The following is an 18681-nucleotide window of genomic DNA, read 5'->3' on the forward strand; positions in this document are numbered from 1 at the left end:
CCCGTCCACAGCGACAGGACGTCATCCCGCGCGTGGCGCAGCGACCACAGGCGGGATGACGTCCAGGGGGTCAGCGGGCGTAGGGCTCCAGCTCGGCAGCAAGGCCGCCGTTGACGCGAGCGACGACGTGCGTGCCCTCGGCCTCGTGGTCGAGGGTGTCGATCTCGCCGGCGGTGTGGATCTGGTTGAGCAGGTCACCGCGGGAGTACGGCAGCATCACGTCGACCTGGACCGCGGGCTGTGGCAGGTCGGCCTCGATCGCGCTGAGCAGCTCGTCGATGCCCTCGCCCGTCCGGGCGCTGACCACGACCGCGTGCGGCTCGCGGACGAGCAGCTGCTTGATGACCAGCGGGTCCGCCGCGTCGGCCTTGTTGATGACGAGGATCTCCGGCAGCTCGCCGGCTCCTGCCTCCATGATCACCTGGCGCACCGCCGCGATCTGCCCCTCGGGATCGGGGTCGGAGCCGTCGACGACGTGCAGGATCAGGTCCGACTCGGCGACCTCCTCCAGCGTCGAGCGGAACGCCTCCACCAGCTGGTGCGGCAGGTTGCGCACCAGGCCGACGGTGTCGGACAGCGTGTAGACGCGGCCGTCGGACGTCTGCGTACGCCGCGTCGTCGGGTCGAGCGTCGCGAACAGGGCGTTCTCGACCAGCACGCCGGCGTCGGTGAGCCGGTTGAGCAGGCTCGACTTGCCCGCGTTGGTGTAGCCCGCGATCGCGACGGACGGGATCTCGTGCCGCTGCCGGTTGCCCTTCTTGGTCTCGCGGGCCTTGCCCAGCTCCTTGAGCTCGCGGCGCAGCTTGGTCATCTTCATCTGGATGCGCCGACGATCGGTCTCGAGCTTGGTCTCACCGGGACCACGGCCACCGATGCCCTCGCCGCCCGCGGCCTGGCCACCGGCCTGGCGCGAGAGGTTGCCGCCCCAGCCGCGCAGGCGCTGGGTCTGGTACTGCAGCTGGGCGAGCTCGACCTGGGCCTTGCCCTCCTTGCTCTTGGCGTGCTGGGCGAAGATGTCGAGGATCAGCGCGGTCCGGTCGACGACCTTGACCTTGCAGCGGTCCTCGAGGTTGCGCAGCTGGCTGGGCGCGAGCGCGCCGTCACAGATGATGGTGTCGGCGCCGGTGGCGACCACGGCGGCGCGCAGGTCCTCGACCTTGCCCGAGCCGATGTAGGTGGCCGGGTCGGGCTTCTGCCGGCGCTGGATGAGGGCGTCGAGCACCTCGGAGCCGGCGGTCTCGGCGAGCAGCTTGAGCTCGGCCATCGAGTTCTCCGCGTCCTCGGCCGTGCCCTCGGTCCACACACCGACGAGGACGACGCGCTCGAGGCGCAGCTGGCGGTACTCGACCTCGGTGATGTCCTCGAGCTCGGTGCGCAGGTTGGCCACTCGCCGCAGCGAGTTGCGCTCCTCGAGGTCGAGCCCGTCGACGCCCTGCGCCTGTCCGGGACCGTTCACTGAGTCGGTCGACGTGTCTGTCATGCAGTCCAATCCATGGTGCCCCGCGCGACGATCTCGGCGGGGCCGGTGAGAACGATGTGGTCATCCGCGCGCCAGGTGACGTGCACGGTGCCGCCGGGGACGTCGACCCGGTACGTGCTGGGTCGCTCGGCTCCGTCGGCCACCGCGGTGGCCACGGCCACGGCGCAGGCGCCGGTGCCACAGGAACGCGTCTCCCCCGAGCCTCGCTCGTGCACACGCATTGCCACGTGGCGCTCGCCCTCGCGGACGACGAACTCGATGTTGACACCTTCGGGGTAGACCGACCGGTCGTACTCGGGCTCCGTCAGCAGCGTGCCGGCGTCGCCCAGCCGGTCGATGAAGGCGACAGCGTGGGGATTACCGGTTCTAACATCCTGCGCCTCCCACGTGTTCCCGTCGGCGCTGACCTTGGACGTGCCCTGGACGTGCGGGACGCCCATGTCGACCGAGATCAGCGCGTCACCGGGACCGGCAGCGGTGTCGAACGTGACGATCTTGTCGCCGTCGCGGGTGCCGACGACGATGGGCGCGGCGGGATCGACGAGTCCCTCCTGCAGCAGGTGCAGGCCGAAGACGCGGACGCCGTTGCCGCACATCTCGCTGACCGAGCCGTCGGCGTTGCGGTAGTCCATGAACCACTCGCCCGCGGACTCGACCGCCGGGTCGGTGCGCCGGAGCGCCGCGGTGCGGATCACCCGGAGGACGCCGTCGGCGCCGATGCCGCGGCGACGGTGGCACAACGCGGCCACGAAGGACCCGTCGAGCTCGCCGTGGACGGTTCCGTCATGGTCCGGGAGCAGCACGAAGTCGTTCTCGGTGCCGTGCCCCTTGAGCCATGGAAAAGACATGACCTGCAGTCTACTCGGAGACCGCGCCTCGCACCTGTTCCATGGCGCGATCGACCAGGTCCTCGGCGTCGTACGGCAGCCAGTGGATCCGCGGGTCCTTGCGGAACAGCCGGTCCTGACGGCGCGCGAACTTCCGGGTGCCGGTGACGGTCGCCTCCCGGGCCTCGTCCTCGGTCATCTCGCCGCGCAGGAACGCCAGGATCTGCTGGTACCCCAGGGCGCGCGACGCGGTCCGGCCCTCCGCGAGGCCGAGCGGCAGGAGCCGGCGCACCTCGTCGACGAATCCGTCCGCCCACATCACGTCGACCCGCTGCGCGAGGCGTCGGTCCAGGACGTCACGGGGCACGTCGAGCCCGAGCATGACGAGCCCGTCGTAGATCGACTCGTGGCCGGGCATCGTGGCGGGGAACGGCTCCCCCGTCAGCTCGATGACCTCCAGCGCGCGGACCAGGCGCCGGTCGTTGGAGGGCTGGATCTGCTCGGCCGCGGCGGGGTCCAGCCGGGCGAGCTCTCCGTGCAGCGCCTCGGCCCCCCGGGACTCCAGGGCCGCCGCCCAGCGGCTGCGCACGGCCGGGTCGGTCCCGGGGAACTCGAGCCGGTCGAGCACCGCGCGGACGTACAGCGCAGACCCGCCGACCAGGACCGGCGTGACGCCGCGGGCGTGGCAGTCGGCGATCGCCGCACGTGCCCATCCCTGGAACTCCGCGACGCTGGCGGTCTCCGAGACGTCCAGCACGTCGAACAGGTGGTGCACGACCCCGCCGCGCTCGGCCTGGCTCGGCTTCGCCGTGCCGACGTCCATGCCGCGGTACAGCTGCATCGAGTCGACGTTGACGACCTCCGCCCGCCCCAGACGGCGGGCGACCTGGACGGCGAGGGACGACTTGCCGGACGCCGTCGGGCCGACGACGGCCACGACACGTTCAGGCACGGACATACCCGGATTGTCGCAGCACCGCGACGAGCGCCCGGGAGCGGCTCAGGTCGCGGGGGTCTGCTCGAGGAGCCAGTCCGCCACGACGTAGCCGACGCCGAGCGGTGCCGCGTCGTACCGCAGGCGGGCGGTCACGTCCGCACCCTTGGTCAGCTCCCCCAGCGTCCGCAGCGGCGGCACACCCGCCGCCCCCAGCTCGTCGCCGCGACCGAGATCCAGCGCGGCGAGGGCGTCGGAATCGCCCTCGGCGAGCGCCGCCGCGATCGAGGCGTCGAACCCCTCGGCCCGGTCGTCGAGGAACCCCGGCGCCTGGAGGCTGCGCTTCGCGCTGCAGTCGGCCATCACGAGGAGCGCGACCCGGCCGTCCACGGGGGGTCGTCCCGTCGAGTACGTCCGCGGGCCGGTCCAGCCCGCGCGGTCGAGCAGCCAGGCCCCGATCGTCAGGCTGAGCGGCAGGACGGAGCGCGGTCCCCCGGCGTGGACGTCGACGCCGTACCGCGCGAGCGTTCCGCCTGCGGTCTGGTCGAGGTCGTCGCAGGACGGTCCCGCGCCGAGGACGACGACCCGCTCCGGTGCCGTGTCGAGCAGGGCACGGACGGCGTCGTCGCTGGCCCGTCGGACGGGACCGAGCTCGGCGTCGGCACCGGGGCCGACCTGCGGGACCAGGGCCGGCGGGTGCGGGCACACTGCAGCGGCGATGATCACCTCGCGAGCCTAGACGAGCGACCCATGCCGGGACCGAGGCCTAAGGGCAGCCGATCGACTCCTTGACGTACGTGACCAGCTCGATCGCCTCGTCCCGCCGCTCGGACTCCGAGCGCTGGTCGGCCAGACCCCAGTCGAGCGGCTTCGCCGAGGCGCCCAGGACGCATCCGTCGTCCGCGAACACCACGACCCCGTCGAGCTCGTCGTAGAGGCCCTGATCGCCGTCGACCTCGATGCGGCTGCCCTCCTCGCTGTCGGCCAGCGCCATCACGCGCATGCCCTCGTCGCCGGTGGCCGCGGACAGGGTGGCCACGCGGTCGGCGCTGGCGTAGCTGCAGGTCACCGATCCGTCGGACGTCGCGGACCCGCGGGCGAGGACCGTCTCACCGACCGCCCCACGCACCTCCTCGGCGCCCGTCGACGGGCAGTCCTCCGGCAGCCGGACCGCACCCGGCAGCTCGTCGCCGAGGTTGCCCGCGACCTCCTTGGCGAGGGCGATCACGTCGTCGCGTCCGATCTCGCCGCCCGTGTACGCGTTGCTGTTCACGACGACCTCCTGCGGGCCCACGCGTGCCACGATGCGGACGCCGTCGTACGAGTTGGTGCCGATGAACGCCTCGTCACCGACGCCCTCGAGGGGTTCGGCCGGCATCTCGGAGTCGTCGTCGGCGGCCAGCGACTCGAGCCCCGGCCCACCCTCAGCGGCACGCACGGCGAAGCCCAGCTCGACGCCGGAGACGACCCTGCACTGGACGAACATCTCGGCGCCGCGCATGAGGACCTCCGACGGCGTGCCCTGGGGATCGGCCGACGCCCCCTGCAGCCGCTCGACCGTGTCGTCCGACACCAGGCCGCAGACGTCGAGTCCCGCGTCGTTGACGTCTTCGCCCGCCGCGTCCCCCGCGCCCCCCGCGTCGCTCCCGCAGGCCGACGTCACCGACAGCGCGGCGACGGCCAGGAATGTGATGACGTGTCGCATGCAGCTCCCCCGGGACTCGTGACGAGGGCCCCATACTGGCAGGCCGCCGGCCATCCGGCATGACACGATGAATCGGTGTTGGAGACCGAGGGCCTGCCGCCGTACCCGCCGGCTCGCGACGCCTGGGAGTTCCCGCCGCCCCCGGTCCAGAAGCGGTGGAGATGGGTTGCCGTCTCCGCGACCGTCCTCGGCCTGGTCACCGCGATCGTCCTGGTCACCGCGCTCGTCGAGCTGGGACGCCGCGACGCCCCCGGCGTCATCGACGACGACGAGCTGGTGTCGATCATCGACCGCGAGTGCAGCCTGATGACGTCGACGATCGAGTCGATGCCGGTGACGGGACCCCCTCGGCGGCAGGGCCAGACGATCGTGGACCAGAACCGGGCCGTGAGCCGGATGGTCACCGCGATCGAGCGGGAGGCCGGCGACCGCATCGCCGACGACCGTCCGGCCCGGCAGTGGCTCGACGACTGGGCCACCCTCGTCGACGCCCGCAACCGGTACGTCGTCGACGGCCTCGAGGACGAGTCCGCGCGGTTCACGGTCCCGCGGGACCCCGACGGTGACCCGCTGCCCGAACGGATGGACGACGTCTTCGTCGGCGAGGGCTCCTGCACCGTGCCCAAGGCCCTGCTGTCGCCGTACCCGGAGCTGCAGACCACCGAGGTCTGAGCCCGCCGGGCTAGGACGCCGGCTCGGTCACCGCGAGCAGCAGCGTCGGCAGGGTCACCTTGAGGAGCTCGAGGTCGATCGGCCGGTCCTCGAGGAGCGACTCGCGCAGGGCGGAGTCGTAAGTCCCCATGAGGATCGTCGCGGCGTGGGAGACGTCCACCGTCAGCCGCAGCCCCAGCGCCTCGAGCGAGGACGCCATGAACGTCTCGAAGTCGGCGCGCACCCGCCGCGACGCGGCGACGAACTCGCGCCCCACCGCGTCGTCGCGCACGCCGCGCAGCTCGAACTCGGCGTGGACGAGGTACCACTCACGGTCGTGCTGCTGGGCGAGCAGGAAGCGGTCCATGATCACGCCGACCGCGTCCAGCGTCCCCAGTCCCTCGAAGGACGCCGGGTCGGCAGCCTCCCGCAGCACCTCGAACATCTGCTCGCGCTCGCGGTCGAACAGCGCCAGGACCAGGTCGTCCTTGGTGGAGAAGTTGGAGTAGAACGCGCCCCGGGAGAAACCGGCCTGGTCGCAGATGTGCTCGACCGAGGCACCCTGGATGCCTTCGCGGGCGAGCACCGTCCGCGCAGCGTCGAGCAGCCGCGTGCGCGTGGCCTCACGACTTCGCACCGGTGGCCGGACGACCGAGGTCTTCGTCATGACAGCTCCTCCCTGTGACGCACCAGCCTACTCGATACATTGACGTATTGGATACACATCCGTATCGTCATGGGGTGTCGACTTCCCTGTACGCGCTCGGCCGCTGGGCCTTTTGTCACCCACGCCGTGTGCTCGGCGCCTGGCTGGTGATCCTGCTCGTGGCCGGCGTCGCCGCGCTGGGGCTCGGCGGCGGCACCAAGAACGAGTTCGACATCCCCGGCACCGAGTCGCAGGAGGCCATCAACGCGCTCGGGCGCACCTTCCCCGAGCTCAGCGGCGCCTCGGCGTACCTCGTGGTCGTGGCGCCGGACGGCCGGACCGTGGACGACGTCCGCACGCGCCGGCTCGTCGGGGACGCGATCGCCGGCATGAAGAAGGTCGACGGCGTCTCCGAGGTCGTCTCGCCGTACGCGAAGACCAACAAGATCGGCGTCTCGAAGGACCGGGCCGCCGCACAGGTCCAGGTGCAGTTCGACCGCGACCTGACGCAGGTCACGCCGGACGACCGCGAGCAGCTCGTCGACACGGGGGACGCGCTGAAGAAGGCCGGCTACACGACCGCGTTCGGTGGGGACGTGTTCACCAACACCGGCCCGCAGCTGTCCATCGTCGAGGTCATCGGTGTGGTCGTGGCGTTCGTCGTCCTGTTCCTGATGTTCCGGTCGCTGCGCGCGGCCGTCATGCCGATCGTGACCGCGCTGCTCGGCGTCCTGGTCACGATGGCCATCACGATGACCGCGACCGGGTTCTTCACGATCTCGTCGACCGCTCCGCTGCTCGCGCTGATGATCGGCCTCGCGGTCGGCATCGACTACGCGCTCTTCATCGTGTCGCGACACCGCGAGCAGCTGGCCGACGGGCTCGACCCGGAGGAGGCGGCCGCGCGCTCGGTCGCGACCGCCGGCTCGGCGGTCGTCTTCGCCGGGGTCACGGTCGTCATCGCCCTGCTTGGCCTGTCGATCGCCCGCATCCCGTTCCTGACCATCATGGGCGTCGTCGCGGCGCTGTCGGTCGTCATCGCCGTCGCGGTGGCGCTCACCGTGCTGCCCGCCCTGCTGGGCCGGGCCGGCGACCGGCTCACCCCCGACGGCGAGCACGCGCCGGGAGGCTTCTCGCGCCGCTGGGTCGAGGTCACCACCCGCTTCCCCCTCATCGCGATCGTCATCGTGGTGGTCGGCCTCGCGATCCTCACGATCCCGTCCAAGGACCTGCGCCTCGCCCTGCCCGACAACGGCACCGCCCCCGCCGGCAGCACGCAGCGCGTCGCGTACGACCTGGTGGACGAGCACTTCGGCCCCGGCTCCAACGGACCGCTGCTCGTGAGCATCGACATCATCGCCACGACCGACCCGGTCGGCGTCGTCGACGGCATCGCGGACGACCTGCGGAAGCTCGACGGCGTCCAGGGCATCGGTCTGGCGACCCCGAACCGCACGGCCGACACCGGGATCGTCCAGGTGATCCCGTCGACCGGGGCGACCGACGAGCGCACCACCGAGCTGGTCCGCGAGATCCGCGACCGTGAGGCGGGCTGGAAGGACAAGTACGGCGTGCCCGTCTCGGTGACCGGCCTGACCGCGGGCGGCATCGACGTCTCGGACCGCCTGCAGGAGGCCCTGCTCCCGTTCGGCATCGTGGTGGTCGGCCTGTCGGTCCTGCTGCTGATGATCGTGTTCCGCTCGATCGTCGTCCCCCTCAAGGCGACCCTCGGGTTCCTGCTGTCGACCGGCGCCTCGTTCGGCGCGGTGGTCGCGGTCTTCCAGTGGGGCTGGCTGAGCCAGCTGGTGCACCTGGACCAGACCGGCCCGCTGATCAGCTTCCTGCCGATCATCCTCATGGCGGTGCTGTTCGGGCTCTCGATGGACTACGAGGTCTTCCTCATGGCCCGCATGAAGGAGGAGTACGTCCGCTCCGGCGACCCGCACCGCGCGATCGCGGACGGCTTCGTCGGCAGCTCCCGGGTCGTGACGGCGGCGGCGGTGATCATGCTCGCGGTGTTCGCGGCATTCGTGCCCGAGGGCGACCCGAACATCAAGCCCATCGCCTTTGCCCTGGCGATCGGCGTCTTCGTCGACGCATTCCTCATCCGGATGCTGTTCGCTCCCGCCGTGCTCGAGCTGTTCGGGCGGCGCGCCTGGACGCTGCCCGGCTGGCTCGACCGGCGCCTCCCCCACATCGACGTCGAGGGCGAGGGCCTGCACCAGCAGGTCGAGCTGCAGGCCTGGCCGCGCCGCGACTCGACCGCCGCGATCACCGCCGCCGCCCTGACGACGTCCGGGCCGGAAGGGCTGATCTTCAACGACGTGTCGGTCGAGGTCGAGCCCGGTGACTGGCTCGTCGTGCACGGCCCCAACGGCTCGGGCAAGACCGCGCTGCTGCTCACGTTCGCCGGACGCATGGCGTTCGACAGCGGGCGCCTGCGCGTCGACGGGCACCTGCTCCCCCAGGAGTCCTCCGCCGTGCGCCGCAGCGTCTCGCTCGCGGAGCTGACCGGCTTCAACGACCTCGAGGAGAACCTGACGGTCGACCAGCACATCGCCGAGCGGCTCTCCATCAGGTCGTTCGGCCTGTGGGTCAGCCGCCGCCGGATCGCCCCGGTCCGTGACGAGCTCAACCAGGCGCTCACGCGCGCGCACGCAGACGCCGGCCTCCCGTACGAGCAGGTCAAGGGCGGTGCGCTCGTCTCGTCCCTGTCCCGTCTCGAGCGCAAGCTGCTCGGCGTCGTGCTGGCCCTCACCGACCGCTCGCGCATCGTGGTCGTCGACGACGCGGACGATCTCCGCTCCGCCGAGCACATCGACCTGCTGTGGTCCGCGCTCGCCTGGCTCCTCGAGGACCGCGACGTCACGCTCGTCGCGAGCGTCCAGTCGCCGTCCGCCGCTCCTCCCCCCTCCAACCGGCTCCACCACCTGGAGCTGGACACCTCCCGCACCCTCCACGAGTTGATGCTCTGATGATCCCCTCTCCCACGCTCCCCTGGTTCGAGCTCGCCCGGTTCCGGCGCAGCCGGCTGACGCGGGCCGCCGTGCTCGCGGTGATGCTGGTGCCGCTGTTCTACGGCGCGATGTACGTGTGGGCGAACATCGACCCGACCGGGCACCTGAACCACGTGAAGGCCGCGGTGGTGAACGAGGACAAGCTCATCGAGATCGACGGGCGCGACGGCAAGAAGCAGCCCGTCGCGATCGGGCGGCAGCTGGCCGGCAACCTGGTCAGCAACGACGGCGACGACAACTACGACTGGGTGCTGACCGATGCGCAGGACGCCCGCCGAGGCCTCGCGAACGGCACCTACAAGGCCGTCCTGACCATCCCGGAGAACCTCTCCAAGGCCGCGACCTCGACGAGCGGCGACCCGGCGAAGGCCGTCCAGGGGCAGCTCGACCTGCAGACCAACGACGCGGTCAACTACATCAACGGCACGATCGCGCAGACGATCCTGCGCGCAGCGAAGGGCGCCCTCAACGCGCAGGTCACCGAGACCTATCTCGACAACATCTATCTCAGCTTCGGCGACGTCAAGAGCGCGCTGGAGGACGCCGCCGACGGGGCCGACAAGCTCGCGGACGGCGCCGACAAGCTGGCCGGTGGCGCGGACGACCTCGACGCCGGTGCGAACCAGCTGGCCGACGGGGCCGGCGAGCTCGCCGACGGCGCAGGACAGCTCGACGACGGCGCCCGGACGCTCGCGGACGGCCTGGGGCAGCTCGACTCGCGCACCTCCGCCCTCCCGGACCAGACCCAGCGGCTCGCCGACGGCGCGCGGCAGGTCGCCGACGGCAACGCCGAGCTCAACGACACGGTGCAGGGCGTGACCACTGCGCTGCTCGGGGCGACCACCGACGCCGGCTCCGACATCGACGAGCTCGCGAAGAACCTCGGCACGCTCGCCGACCAGTGCGAGGCGGCGCAGCTCCCGGGCGTCGACTGCAGCCAGCTGCGCCAGGCCGCGACCCGCTCCGGCGACCTCAAGCAGTTCGTCAGCGGGGTCCGCGGACAGGCACGCGACCTCAGTGCCGGCACACAGCAGCTCGCCGAGGGCTCCCGGCAGGTCGCGGACGGCAACGCCGAGCTCGCGGACGCCGTGCCGCAGCTCGTCGACGCGATCGACCAGGCCTCCAGCGGCGCGGACCGTCTCGCGGACGCGACCGGTCAGCTCAGCAGCGGTGCGGATCAGCTCAGCACGGGCGCCGGGCAGCTGGCCGACGGCACGGCCCAGCTCTCGGACGGGGCGGACGAGCTCGCCGCGGGCGCGACCAAGCTCGGCAAGGGCCTGCAGGACGGCAGCGACGACGTCCCCGACTACGACAAGTCCGAGCGCGAGACGCTCGCGAAGACCGCCGCGACCCCGGTCGAGGACGCCGCCCAGCGGGTCAACCAGGTCAAGAACTACGGCGCAGCGCTCGCGCCGTACTTCATCTCCCTGGCCCTGTGGGTCGGCGCGATGGCGATCTACCTGCTGCTGCGGCCGTTCTCGGGCCGGGCGATCGCGTCGACCGCCGGCAGCGTCCGCACGGCGCTCGCGGGATACGTGCCCGGTCTGGGGGTGGCGGTCGTGCAGGTCGCGCTGCTGCTGGCGGTGCTGCAGGGCTTCCTCGGGATCAGGCCGGCCAGCCAGTGGCTCCTCATCGGCATCGCGCTCGCCACCGCAGCGGTGTTCACCGCGATCAACCAGATGTTCGTCGCCCTCTTCGGAGGCGCAGGACGGTTCGCCGCCCTGGTCTTCGTGAGCCTGCAGCTGACCTCGGCCGGCGGCACGTACCCGATCGAGACGTCACCGCCGTTCTTCAACCTGATGCACGACCTGCTGCCCATGACGTACGCCGTGCACGGCCTGCGCGCGGCACTGGCGGGAGGCAGCGACGGGGTGCTCCGGGACTTCATCGTCCTCGGCCTGTTCACCGTGCTGGCACTGTCGGTCACCGTCGTGGCGGCCCGCAGGAAGCAGACGGTGACCATCGCACGCCTGCACCCCACGCTGGTGGTCTAGCGGGTCGTCGCCCGTGCCGTCGTGACGCTCAGCGTGGGAGCGCCTGGGCACTGCGGACGAAGGGCGCCACGGGCGAGAACCGCAGCGCCTCGGGCAGCACCAGCAGGACGTCGCGGCGGCCCGAGAGGCGGACGAGACCGTCCCGCGCCGCGGTGCCCAGGTCGAGCAGGCCCTCCCACACCTGGTAGAGGACGCTGAGCGGCGCACGATCGTCGACACCGCCCTCGAGGTGGCCGGCGGTGGAGCGTTCTTCCGCTCGTCGCCGCTCGAGCGCGCGTACCGCGACGTCCGCGGCGGCCCGTTCCACCCGCTCCCGCCCGAGGCGACCCTCGAGCTGATCGGGCGGCGAGCGCTCAGCGACTGACGGGTCAGACCGCGCAGACGGGCGCCGGCGGCAGGGGCGCCGGGACGCCCAGGGACGGCATGCCGAGCCCGACGGAGCGGACCTCGGTGCGGCCCTGGCGGGACTCCCACGCATCGCCGGCCTTCGTGCGGCGGAACGAGATGGGTGGCTCGTCGCTGACCAGGTGGTGCGGGGCGGCGTACGTGATGAGGACCCGCACCATGTCGCCCGGGCGCACCTCGTGCTCCCCCGGGACGAAGTGGACGAGCCGGTTGTCGCGGGCTCGGCCGGTGAGCCGGTGCGTCGCGCCGTCCTTCTTGCCCTCGTGGTCGGCGACGAGCAGCTCGACGATCCGGCCCTCCTGCTTCTTCGCCTCGTCCCACGCGACCTCGTCGACGACCTTGATCAGGCGCTCGTAGCGTTCCTGCACGACGGCCTTGGGCAGCTGGTCCGGCAAGGTGGCCGCCGGGGTGCCGGGGCGCTGGGAGTACTGGAACGTGAAGGCGCTGGTGAACCGTGCCTTACGGACCACCTCGATCGTCTCGAGGAAGTCCTCCTCGGTCTCGCCGGGGAAGCCGACGATGATGTCGGTCGTGATCGCGGCATCCGGCATCGCCGCGCGGACCCGGTCGATGATGCCGAGGAACTTCTCCTGGCGGTACGACCGGCGCATCGCCTTCAGGACCCGGTCCGAGCCGGACTGCAACGGCATGTGCAGCTGCGGCATGACGTTGGGGGTCTCGGCCATCGCGGCGATCACGTCGTCGGTGAAGTCCTTGGGATGGGGGCTGGTGAACCGGACGCGCTCGAGCCCCTCGATCTCGCCGCACGCGCGCAGCAGCTTGGCGAACGCCTGGCGGTCGCCGAACTCCACGCCGTACGCGTTGACGTTCTGGCCCAGCAGGGTCACCTCGACGACGCCGTCGTCCACCAGGGCCTGCACCTCGGCGAGGATGTCGCCGGGGCGACGGTCCTTCTCCTTGCCGCGCAGGGCGGGGACGATGCAGAACGTGCAGGTGTTGTTGCAGCCCACGCTGATCGAGACCCAGGCAGCGAACACCGAGTCGCGCTTGGTCGGCAGCGTCGAGGGGAACACCTCGAGCGACTCGAGGATCTCGACCTGGGACTCCTCGGCGATGCGGGCGCGCTCGAGCAGCACCGGCAGCGAGCCGATGTTGTGGGTGCCGAAGACGACGTCGACGAAGGGCGCCTTCTTGGTGATCGTGTCGCGGTCCTTCTGCGCCAGGCAACCGCCGACGGCGATCTGCATGCCGGGGTTCTTCTCCTTGACCGACGCGATGTGGCCGAGGTTGCCGTAGAGCTTGTTGTCGGCGTTCTCCCGCACGGCGCACGTGTTGAACACGACCAGGTCGGGCGTCGAGCCCTCCTCGGCGCGGACGTAGCCGTCGGTCTCCAGCAGCCCGCCGAGGCGTTCGCTGTCGTGGACGTTCATCTGGCAGCCGTAGGTGCGCACTTCGTAGGTCTTCGTCATGACTGGTCCATGGTACGTGCCGCAGTCCGGCGGGCGGGCCTCCATCGTCAGCGGTGGTGGCGGGCCGAGCGATGTCGATCCATGCCGCCGGGCGGATCCGCGCCGGCTCGAGGATGGTCACCGGCGGAGGTCAATGGTCGCAGAACTCCGAGCGCAGGGCGTCCAGGTCAGCGGTGGTGGGGCGTCCGCCCCCAGCCAGCGGCTGGGCATCCTCGGTCAGCCACTCCCCCTCGCCGAGGGCGTCGAGCTCACCGGTCGTGAAGGCGACCACGCCCATCGGGTGGTCGGCGTCCCCGCCCGCGGACGCCGTGTACGACACCTGCGGATCGAGATCTCCGAGAGCACGCACGGTCTCCCACTCAGCGCCGGGATCGGCGGCGTCGAGGATGATGACGTCCTCGTCGTGCAGATCGGTGGTCCACCGTGCGTCGTCGATCCGCTTGCGTGGCACGTCGGTCCGCAGCGGACCGCCGTGCCTGATCTCGGCACCTCGGAGCGCGGTGTCGTCGCAGCGAAGCACCGCGATCAACAGGTGACCGTCCCGCTGCGAGACCGCCAAGGTGCCGACCGGGACGGGACCGCACCCGGCCGTCAGGGCCAGGACTCCGGCGGCCACCAGGACCCGCCCGACGATGGGACCGGCGCGCGACGTCATGCCCCAGTATCGCTGCCATTCTCGTGTTCGTCGGACATTGACGCCCGGCTCGGCGAGCATGGAGGGCTCAGCCTCGAACCATCGGGAGAATCATGCTTCGCCAGCTCACCACCGTCGTCTGCACCGTCGCGCTCACCACCGGAGGCGTCCTCGCGGTCACGTCGCCCGCCGAAGCGGCGAACAAGGAGTACAAGAACTGCAAGGCGCTCAACAAGGCCTACAAGCACGGGGTGGGAAAGCCTGGCGCGAAGGACAAGACCTCCGGCAAGCCGGTCACGAACTTCAAGCGCAGCTCAGCGATCTACAAGAAGAACAAGAAGTCCGACCGGGACAAGGACGGCATCGCCTGCGAGAAGAGGTGACGGGTCAGCGCCACGAGCAGGCTTCCGGCCGCGAGACGCCGCCGATCGGTTGACCGGCCCTTTCCCGCGACGGATACTCGGCTCACCCGTCGCAGGAGGCCCGATCCCGTGATCAGCACGTCTCGCAAGGCACGCGCAGCAGCTCTCGTCCTGCTGGCACCCACGGCCATCGCGCAGTCGGTCCTGTTCGCGCCGGGCGCCGCCCGGGCCCACGCGGTCGTCGCGCCGAAGCCCGTGCCCGCACAGGAAACGCCCGCTCCCGCGCCACGCAGTCTTGCCGTGCCGATGCCGGAGGTCGGCACACCTGAGGCCCTGCCCATCCCCCAGTTCCGGCCGGGCTCGCCCTGGCAGGACGAGCTCACTCCCCAGGACACGCCTCGTGCGGGTCCCCCGCCTCGGACGAGCGAGCCCTGGCGGATCAGCTGCACGGCCTGTGCCCGGACGCATCCCACGATCCTTCCGTAGGCAACGGCGACCCCCGAGGTCTCGCCGCGTCGCAGACAGACAGCCGCGCCCACCCCCGATGGGAGGCGGGCGCGGCTGCTCGCCCTCACAGTCGCTTGAGGATGTCCTTCAGACGGCTGATCTCGACGGTCTGCGTCGTGGCCACGTCGGCCGCGAACGTGCGGTTGACCGCGTCGGTGCCCTCGTTCAGCGCGGTGTCCGCCATCGCCAGCGCGCCTTCGTGGTGACCGATCATCTTCTTGACGTAGAACCGGTCGAAGGCCTTGCCGCGCAGTGTGCCCAGCTTCGCGAAGTCGGCGTCCGTCAGCATGCCCTGCATGTGCATCGCATGGTGACCGGTCGCCTTCAGCGGAGCCTTCGGGAGGTCGCGTGCCTCGAGCCAGGCCTGCATGGCATCGATCTCGCCCCGCTGGGCGTCGCCGATCCGCGCAGCGAACTCGCCGACTCGCTCGTCCTTGGCGTACTTCTTCGCGAGCGCAGCCATCTCGACCGCCTGCTGGTGGTGCGGCACCATCATCTCGACGAATTCCTTGTCGGCGTCGTTGAAGCTCTTCTCATCGCTCGGGACGTCCGACTTGTCGATCTTCTTGTTGGGTTCCCCCGGGGCGCCGGCCCGGACCGAGACGCCTGAGTCCTTCGCGTCGTCGTCCCCGCCGGAACAGGCGCCGAGCGCGATCACCGCAGAAGCGATGATCGCGCCCAGCACCCGGGGTCGAGCAGATGTCACTTGACCACCGTGAGGGTGGCGTTCGCGCTCTTGCTCGACGCGATGTTCGCGGTGCCGGGGTAGGAGACCCGGACCGTGTACTTGCCCTTCTTGAACTTCGGGAAGGTCACCTTGACCTTGCCGTTGGCCAAGGAGCGCGTGTACGACCGCGAACCGATCTTGACCGTCACCTTGCCGGTGGGCGTGACGTTCTTTGCCGTGACCGTGACCGTGACCGTCGGCTTCTTCGAAGCCTTGATCTGGGTCGTGAACCGGCGGCTGACCTTCGAGGCGACCTTCGCGACGGTCACCTTCGTGGCCGCCGACGTCGAGCCGAGCACGGCGGTGCCGCTCGGGACGAACTGCGCCGTCAGGCTGTGCGCACCGGCCTTGAGGCCTGCAGGCAGCTTGACCGTCGCGGTGTTGCCCTTGAGGGCGACACCCTTGGCGAGCGTCGATGCGCCGTCCTTGAACGTGACGGTGCCTGCGACGTCACCCTCGGCCGCAACCTTCGCGGTGAGCGTGACCGACGACGTGCCGTACGTCTGCTTCGCAGCGCTGGCGGTCAGACTCGTCGTGGTGGCGATCCCCACGACGTCGACCGAGACGCTGTAGAGCTTCTCGTCCAGCTTGGTGTCGCCACGGACGACGTAGGAGTCGACGCCCGGCGCGAGGCCCTCGGCCTGCTCGAACGACAGCTGGATGCTGCCGTCCGCGTCAGCCTGACCGTTGACGATCGCCTTCGCGTCGTCGCCGGTCGACCAGATCTCGACGTACTCACCCTTGCCGAACGTGCCGGCCGGGGCGTTGACCGTGATCACCGCGGGCTGTCCCGCGGTGGTGCTGGCCGGCGTCGCCGGAAGCGTCTCGAGGTCGCCGCTGACCTGCGGGGCCTTCTTCCACGGCCAGGTGATGACTTCCTGGGTGGCGGGGTTGCGGACGTCCTGGCGGTGACGGTTCGCGTCGGCGAACTCGTCGCCCACGAGCTTGAACACGTCGAGGCCACGAGCGATCTCGCTGCCGTAGACGTAGCCGTTGTGGGAGTAGACCGCCCAGTAGCCACCGGTGACGAGCGAGGTGTTGCTGATCGGACCGCGATCGAAGTAGCCGATCTCCTTGGCCTTGGACGTGTTGCTGAAGTCGATCAGCGAGGCGCCGCCCTGGTACCAGGCCTGGACCATGACGTCCTTGTCGTCGACCTGGACGATGTTGCCCTCGTGCCCGACGCAGTTCTCGGTCGTGCCCTGACGACGCGGGATCTTGTAGTAGCTCTTCAGCGTCAGGTCGGTGCCGGCGAGATCGAAGATCGCGTTGGCGCCGCGGTACTGCGGGGTGCCGGGGACGCAGGTCGCCGAGCTTCCACCGCCCAGCTCGTCCTGGAAGACGACCGTCGAGGCGTCGTTGTTGAACTGAGCGGTGTGCCAGAACGCGTAGTTCTCGTCACGCACGCGCTCCTTGACCTTCGGTGCGAGCGGCTGGCTGATGTCGATGATCAGTCCGTCGCCCATGCACGCGGCGGCCATGAGGCCCTTCGCCGGGTACGCCGTCAGGTCGTGGCAGCCGGTCGTCGCCGAGGTGGCAGCGCCACCGTTCGGACGATCAGCAGCGGTCATCGCCGGGTTCTCGGCGTCCCAGAGCTTGACCTCCTTGGCGACGCGCGCCGTGCTCGGGTCAGTGACGTCGACCTCGATGATCTCGATCTGCTGGTGCGGGTTGGTGCAGTACGCAGCCGTGTTCGACGTGTCGTACGAGCCGTTGTACAGGTACACCCGGTTCTCGTCGTCACTGCTGTTGACCAGCGTGTGCGTGTGCGATCCGCAGCGAGTCTTGACGGCCTTCACGTACTCGGGGTTGGTCGGGTCGCTGATGTCGAAGATGCGAATGCCCTCCCAAGCGTCCCGGCTCGAGGAGGCGACGGCCGGCGCGCCGCACGCCTCGCCGTTGCGCGGCTGATCGACGGAGAAGAAGAGGAGGTCGCCGGCGATGGAGAGGTCACCCTGGTAGCCGGGGCACACGACCTCACGGACGACCTTGGGGTCCTCCGGGTTGCTGATGTCGTACACGGCCAGGCCGTTGTAGCTGCCCTGGTAGACGTAGTCACCCTTGAAGGCGAGGTTGCTCCGCGTCGCCATGCCGGGGGTGCTGGCGGCGGGCAGGGAGGCCACCTTCTGCAGGTTCGGAGTCGACTCCTCCTCGTCCACCTCGGTGAGCCGCTCGTAGTTCACGTCCAGCGGGACGTACGGAACCTTGGTGCCGGGAGCGAGGTTGCCCGGGGTTTCTTCTTCCGGTGCGACCTTGGTGGCGTTGCTACCCTCACCGAGGCGCTTGGAGAGCTCGTTGGGCTCGGGGATGTTGGGGTCGGCCATGGCCGGCGACAACAACCCCAGACTGAGCGTCGTCGTGGCTACTACCACGAGCGAGCTGCGGAGGAGACGTCTATGGTTCACAGGGTCCTCTTCTTCAGATAGTGGACAGGTTGACTCACCTTGGCAGACGCCAGTCCTGCCGCACCAGATCTTTTGTTGTCCCACTTTGATTGCTAACTGCAACCAGTGGTGTGAACGGCCGGCTGATGCCTCGAGACCCCCGTAGCGCCACGGCGAACCGGCACCCCGCAGGGGTCCGGACCCCCTCGAACGCATGGTTACAATTTGGTGACGTTCGGCTTCGGGGCATGCTGAAGTGGACCTGGCGCGTCGAGACGGCCACCTCCCGCCGCGCGCACCAGGTCCACCCGGCTGTTCGGACGCCGCTGTCAGCGCCAGAACAACGCCACGATCACCGCAGTGCCGATGACGGTCACCGCGAGCGATCCCATGCATCCCAGACGATTGCTGAAGAAGAGCACCTCAGCCCACGATGCGCTTCGCGAGGCCCTTCTTGACCTCGGTCGGCCGTTCCTGCTCCCCTGCGAACGAGCTGACGACCACGAGCGCACCCGTGAGGGCAGGAACGGCCCACTGCAGCAGCCTCAGCTGCTTCTGCGCGGCAGCCACCTCGGGCGGGGTCGACGGGGCCGGCCGGGTGCCGGAGTCCGCGGGCACCCGCTGCTGCTCGGCGACCTTGCGCCCCAGCACGCGGCTGTACGCGGTGACGCCGAGCGCCGCCGCGGTCAGGCCGGTCTTGACCAGCATCATCTGACCGACACCCTGCTGGTCCTTGATGCGCATCTTGTTGCCCCTGATCTGACCGAGGCTGCCGACCAGGTGCGCACCGATCGCGACGGCGTTGACCGGCGTCCAGCGGTCCCAGCCGACGTTGGCGACCGCTCCGGTGTCGCTGTCGTCCTTCGCCGTGGCGGCAGCGGAGTTGAGGGCCACCGCGTTGGCGAGGGTTCCGCCGAACCAGGCCGAGAGACCGACGTCGTGCAGTGAGCGCGAGATGGTGTTGCGAGTCATGGTTCT

General features: G+C 70.3%; 17 protein-coding genes. 6 read left to right on the forward strand and 11 right to left on the reverse strand.

Annotated elements, in window-relative coordinates:
* Positions 1 to 70: 70 nt before the first annotated feature.
* Genes hflX through C3E78_RS11095 form a run of 5 tightly spaced genes read right to left on the reverse strand, consistent with a single transcriptional unit; the run spans position 71 to position 4946 of the window.
* On the reverse strand, positions 71 to 1480 hold the full coding sequence (hflX, locus tag C3E78_RS11075; protein WP_108578343.1) for a GTPase HflX: 1410 nt from the start codon (positions 1478 to 1480) through the stop codon (positions 71 to 73).
* Positions 1477 to 2328: a diaminopimelate epimerase gene (dapF, locus tag C3E78_RS11080; RefSeq protein WP_108578344.1), complete on the reverse strand. Its 852-nt coding sequence runs from the start codon at positions 2326 to 2328 to the stop codon at positions 1477 to 1479. The genes hflX and dapF overlap by 4 nt, the downstream gene beginning before the upstream one ends.
* Before the next feature lie 10 nt (positions 2329 to 2338).
* Complete coding sequence (gene miaA / locus C3E78_RS11085; protein ID WP_108578345.1) at positions 2339 to 3265, reverse strand: tRNA (adenosine(37)-N6)-dimethylallyltransferase MiaA; 927 nt, start codon at positions 3263 to 3265, stop codon at positions 2339 to 2341.
* Positions 3266 to 3307: 42 nt separating this feature from the next.
* Entirely contained in the window at positions 3308 to 3967 is a 660-nt protein-coding gene (locus C3E78_RS11090) for a class III extradiol ring-cleavage dioxygenase family protein (protein ID WP_108578346.1), read from the reverse strand.
* 40 nt (positions 3968 to 4007) lie between these two features.
* On the reverse strand, positions 4008 to 4946 hold the full coding sequence (locus tag C3E78_RS11095; protein ID WP_108578347.1) for a hypothetical protein: 939 nt from the start codon (positions 4944 to 4946) through the stop codon (positions 4008 to 4010).
* Positions 4947 to 5021: 75 nt separating this feature from the next.
* Between C3E78_RS11095 and C3E78_RS11100 the strand changes: the two genes are divergently transcribed.
* Complete coding sequence (locus tag C3E78_RS11100) at positions 5022 to 5618, forward strand: hypothetical protein (RefSeq protein WP_135804790.1); 597 nt, start codon at positions 5022 to 5024, stop codon at positions 5616 to 5618.
* A gap of 10 nt (positions 5619 to 5628) precedes the next feature.
* On the opposite strand, the gene C3E78_RS11105 is transcribed toward C3E78_RS11100, so the two are convergent.
* Positions 5629 to 6264 carry a TetR/AcrR family transcriptional regulator gene (locus C3E78_RS11105; RefSeq protein ID WP_108578349.1) on the reverse strand — a complete coding sequence of 212 codons (636 nt, stop codon included), beginning with the start codon at positions 6262 to 6264 and terminating at the stop codon, positions 5629 to 5631.
* A gap of 128 nt (positions 6265 to 6392) precedes the next feature.
* Between C3E78_RS11105 and C3E78_RS11110 the strand changes: the two genes are divergently transcribed.
* The 3 genes from C3E78_RS11110 to C3E78_RS18790 all read left to right on the forward strand — a co-directional run bounded on the left by C3E78_RS11110 (position 6393) and on the right by C3E78_RS18790 (position 11618).
* Positions 6393 to 9218: an MMPL family transporter gene (locus C3E78_RS11110; RefSeq protein WP_243834196.1), complete on the forward strand. Its 2826-nt coding sequence runs from the start codon at positions 6393 to 6395 to the stop codon at positions 9216 to 9218.
* The gene (locus C3E78_RS11115; RefSeq protein WP_108578351.1) at positions 9218 to 11254 is read left to right on the forward strand and encodes a YhgE/Pip domain-containing protein; all 2037 of its coding nucleotides are present in this window, start codon (positions 9218 to 9220) and stop codon (positions 11252 to 11254) included. Before C3E78_RS11110 ends, C3E78_RS11115 begins: the two co-directional genes overlap by 1 nt.
* 181 nt (positions 11255 to 11435) lie before the next feature.
* The gene (locus tag C3E78_RS18790; RefSeq protein WP_369122432.1) at positions 11436 to 11618 is read left to right on the forward strand and encodes a hypothetical protein; all 183 of its coding nucleotides are present in this window, start codon (positions 11436 to 11438) and stop codon (positions 11616 to 11618) included.
* Positions 11619 to 11622: 4 nt separating this feature from the next.
* Here the strand turns inward: C3E78_RS18790 and miaB are convergent, their stop codons facing one another.
* Positions 11623 to 13089: a tRNA (N6-isopentenyl adenosine(37)-C2)-methylthiotransferase MiaB gene (gene miaB, locus C3E78_RS11125; RefSeq protein WP_108578355.1), complete on the reverse strand. Its 1467-nt coding sequence runs from the start codon at positions 13087 to 13089 to the stop codon at positions 11623 to 11625.
* Positions 13090 to 13219: 130 nt separating this feature from the next.
* Positions 13220 to 13744, reverse strand: a complete 525-nt coding sequence (locus tag C3E78_RS11130) for a hypothetical protein (protein WP_108578357.1) — start codon at positions 13742 to 13744, stop codon at positions 13220 to 13222.
* Between the two features lie 92 nt (positions 13745 to 13836).
* Between C3E78_RS11130 and C3E78_RS11135 the strand changes: the two genes are divergently transcribed.
* Entirely contained in the window at positions 13837 to 14106 is a 270-nt protein-coding gene (locus tag C3E78_RS11135) for an excalibur calcium-binding domain-containing protein (protein WP_108578359.1), read from the forward strand.
* Positions 14107 to 14214: 108 nt separating this feature from the next.
* Positions 14215 to 14571, forward strand: coding sequence for a hypothetical protein (locus tag C3E78_RS18330; RefSeq protein WP_135804791.1), 357 nt, complete (start codon positions 14215 to 14217; stop codon positions 14569 to 14571).
* Positions 14572 to 14656: 85 nt separating this feature from the next.
* Here the strand turns inward: C3E78_RS18330 and C3E78_RS11140 are convergent, their stop codons facing one another.
* The 3 genes from C3E78_RS11140 to C3E78_RS11150 form a co-directional block, all read right to left on the reverse strand.
* Positions 14657 to 15298 (reverse strand): DUF305 domain-containing protein, encoded by a 642-nt coding sequence (locus C3E78_RS11140; protein WP_135804792.1) that lies wholly within the window; start codon positions 15296 to 15298, stop codon positions 14657 to 14659.
* The gene (locus C3E78_RS11145; protein WP_159085879.1) at positions 15295 to 17643 is read right to left on the reverse strand and encodes an Ig-like domain repeat protein; all 2349 of its coding nucleotides are present in this window, start codon (positions 17641 to 17643) and stop codon (positions 15295 to 15297) included. The genes C3E78_RS11140 and C3E78_RS11145 overlap by 4 nt, the downstream gene beginning before the upstream one ends.
* 483 nt (positions 17644 to 18126) lie before the next feature.
* The gene (locus tag C3E78_RS11150; RefSeq protein ID WP_108578365.1) at positions 18127 to 18675 is read right to left on the reverse strand and encodes a hypothetical protein; all 549 of its coding nucleotides are present in this window, start codon (positions 18673 to 18675) and stop codon (positions 18127 to 18129) included.
* Between the last annotated feature and the right edge of the window lie 6 nt (positions 18676 to 18681).

The sequence above is a fragment of the Aeromicrobium chenweiae genome (assembly GCF_003065605.1).
Taxonomy (GTDB): domain Bacteria; phylum Actinomycetota; class Actinomycetes; order Propionibacteriales; family Nocardioidaceae; genus Aeromicrobium; species Aeromicrobium chenweiae.

Bases quoted from the DNA above. Each gene is read 5' to 3' on its own strand.
- miaA (WP_108578345.1), bottom strand. From the start codon at position 3,265: ATGTCCGTGCCTGAACGTGTCGTGGCCGTCGTCGGCCCGACGGCGTCC.
- C3E78_RS11105 (WP_108578349.1), bottom strand. From the start codon at position 6,264: ATGACGAAGACCTCGGTCGTCCGGCCACCGGTGCGAAGTCGTGAGGCC.
- C3E78_RS11095 (WP_108578347.1), bottom strand. From the start codon at position 4,946: ATGCGACACGTCATCACATTCCTGGCCGTCGCCGCGCTGTCGGTGACG.
- miaB (WP_108578355.1), bottom strand. From the start codon at position 13,089: ATGACGAAGACCTACGAAGTGCGCACCTACGGCTGCCAGATGAACGTC.
- C3E78_RS11150 (WP_108578365.1), bottom strand. From the start codon at position 18,675: ATGACTCGCAACACCATCTCGCGCTCACTGCACGACGTCGGTCTCTCG.
- C3E78_RS11115 (WP_108578351.1), top strand. From the start codon at position 9,218: ATGATCCCCTCTCCCACGCTCCCCTGGTTCGAGCTCGCCCGGTTCCGG.
- dapF (WP_108578344.1), bottom strand. From the start codon at position 2,328: ATGTCTTTTCCATGGCTCAAGGGGCACGGCACCGAGAACGACTTCGTG.
- C3E78_RS11135 (WP_108578359.1), top strand. From the start codon at position 13,837: ATGCTTCGCCAGCTCACCACCGTCGTCTGCACCGTCGCGCTCACCACC.
- C3E78_RS11130 (WP_108578357.1), bottom strand. From the start codon at position 13,744: ATGACGTCGCGCGCCGGTCCCATCGTCGGGCGGGTCCTGGTGGCCGCC.
- hflX (WP_108578343.1), bottom strand. From the start codon at position 1,480: ATGACAGACACGTCGACCGACTCAGTGAACGGTCCCGGACAGGCGCAG.
- C3E78_RS11145 (WP_159085879.1), bottom strand. From the start codon at position 17,643: ATGGCCGACCCCAACATCCCCGAGCCCAACGAGCTCTCCAAGCGCCTC.